The following is an 846-nucleotide window of genomic DNA, read 5'->3' on the forward strand; positions in this document are numbered from 1 at the left end:
CCTCGCGACCAAGATCACCTTCATCAACGAGATCGCCGATCTCTCCGAAAAAGTCGGCGCCAACGTGCAGGAGGTCGCGCGCGGCATCGGCCTCGACAACCGCATCGGCACCAAATTCCTGCATGCCGGTCCCGGCTTCGGCGGCTCGTGCTTCCCGAAGGACACCAAGGCGCTGATCAAGATCGCGCAGGACTACGACGTGAGCTTGCGCATCGTCGAATCCGTGCTGGCGGTCAACGAAAACCGCAAGCGCGCGATGGCGCGCAAGGTCAGCCACGTGCTCGGCGGCTCCCTGCGCGGCAAGACCATCGCGGTGCTCGGTCTCACCTTCAAGCCCGACACCGACGACATGCGCGATGCGCCGTCGATCCCGCTGGTGACGGGGCTGCTCGACATGGGCGCCAAGGTACGCGCGTATGATCCCGTCGGCATGGAGCAGGCCAAGGGTGAGCTGCCCAGCATCACCTATTGCGAGGATGCCTATTCCTGCGCGCAAGGCGCCGATGCGCTCGTCATTGTCACCGAATGGGTGCAGTTCCGCGCGCTCGATCTCGACCGGCTCAAAAGCGCCATGACGCAACCGATTATCGTCGACCTCCGCAACATCTACCGCCCCGAAGAGATGGCCGCGGCCGGCTTCGTCTATGAGAGCGTCGGGCGATCGTCCGAGGCCTAGAGCATGTTGTCTTTTAGCGGAATCTGGATTCCCAGATGGGGCAATTTCTGATTCAAACTCCATGCTGGCGAACGGACGCCAGCATGGATGACGCGACGTTTCCGGTTGAAGACATTCGCGAGCGCGCTCTGGCACGGGCTGATGCCGGCGAAACTGTCCGTTCGATTGCC

The 846-nt window shown here is 62.6% G+C and carries 1 protein-coding gene; it reads left to right on the forward strand.

The window, feature by feature from the left end; translation table 11 throughout:
- Positions 1-676 (forward strand): UDP-glucose dehydrogenase family protein (locus tag AC630_RS41990; protein ID WP_143198766.1); only part of this gene is annotated, 676 nt, incomplete at its 5' end.
- Positions 677-846: the final 170 nt, after the last annotated feature.

It is taken from the genome of Bradyrhizobium sp. AS23.2, assembly GCF_001908185.1.
Taxonomy (GTDB): domain Bacteria; phylum Pseudomonadota; class Alphaproteobacteria; order Rhizobiales; family Xanthobacteraceae; genus Bradyrhizobium.